The 387-nt window shown below is 45.0% G+C and carries 1 protein-coding gene; it reads left to right on the top strand.

Annotated elements, in window-relative coordinates:
* Positions 1 to 195: 195 nt before the first annotated feature.
* The coding region (locus E4T88_RS17840; protein ID WP_221411849.1) for a hypothetical protein at positions 196 to 387 on the top strand (192 nt) is incomplete at its 3' end.

The following is a 387-nucleotide window of genomic DNA, read 5'->3' as shown; positions in this document are numbered from 1 at the left end:
ACGTAGAAGAGATCAACCTGTTGGTGGATTATCTGTGGAGGATGGTGACTGGTAAACCGGTGCGCGTCTGTATTAATATCCATCATTACCCTGTGGTTAATGCTCAATGCGGAAAATGTAAGGAAGTAACAGATAATGGATTATCGTGCGTATTTTCAGAGGGTTGACACCCTTTCAATAGGAAAGCGTGCCAGGATGGCCGAAATCTACTTCGAGTCCTACGCGGGAAGTGACAAGCAGCGTTTTTACGTCGATCTGGATAACAAAGATGAGGTCCTTTTGCTTGAATCTGAAGGGCAACTTGTCGGTTTCAGTACTCTTCAGTTTATCTCGCATGAAAATGCTCTTATTGCCTACTCTGGCGATACCATTGTGATGCCGGAACAC

It is taken from the genome of Dysgonomonas mossii (assembly GCF_004569505.1).
Taxonomy (GTDB): Bacteria; Bacteroidota; Bacteroidia; order Bacteroidales; family Dysgonomonadaceae; genus Dysgonomonas.
Note: the sequence above shows the minus strand (reverse complement) of the source record. Positions and strands in the feature narration are given on the sequence as shown.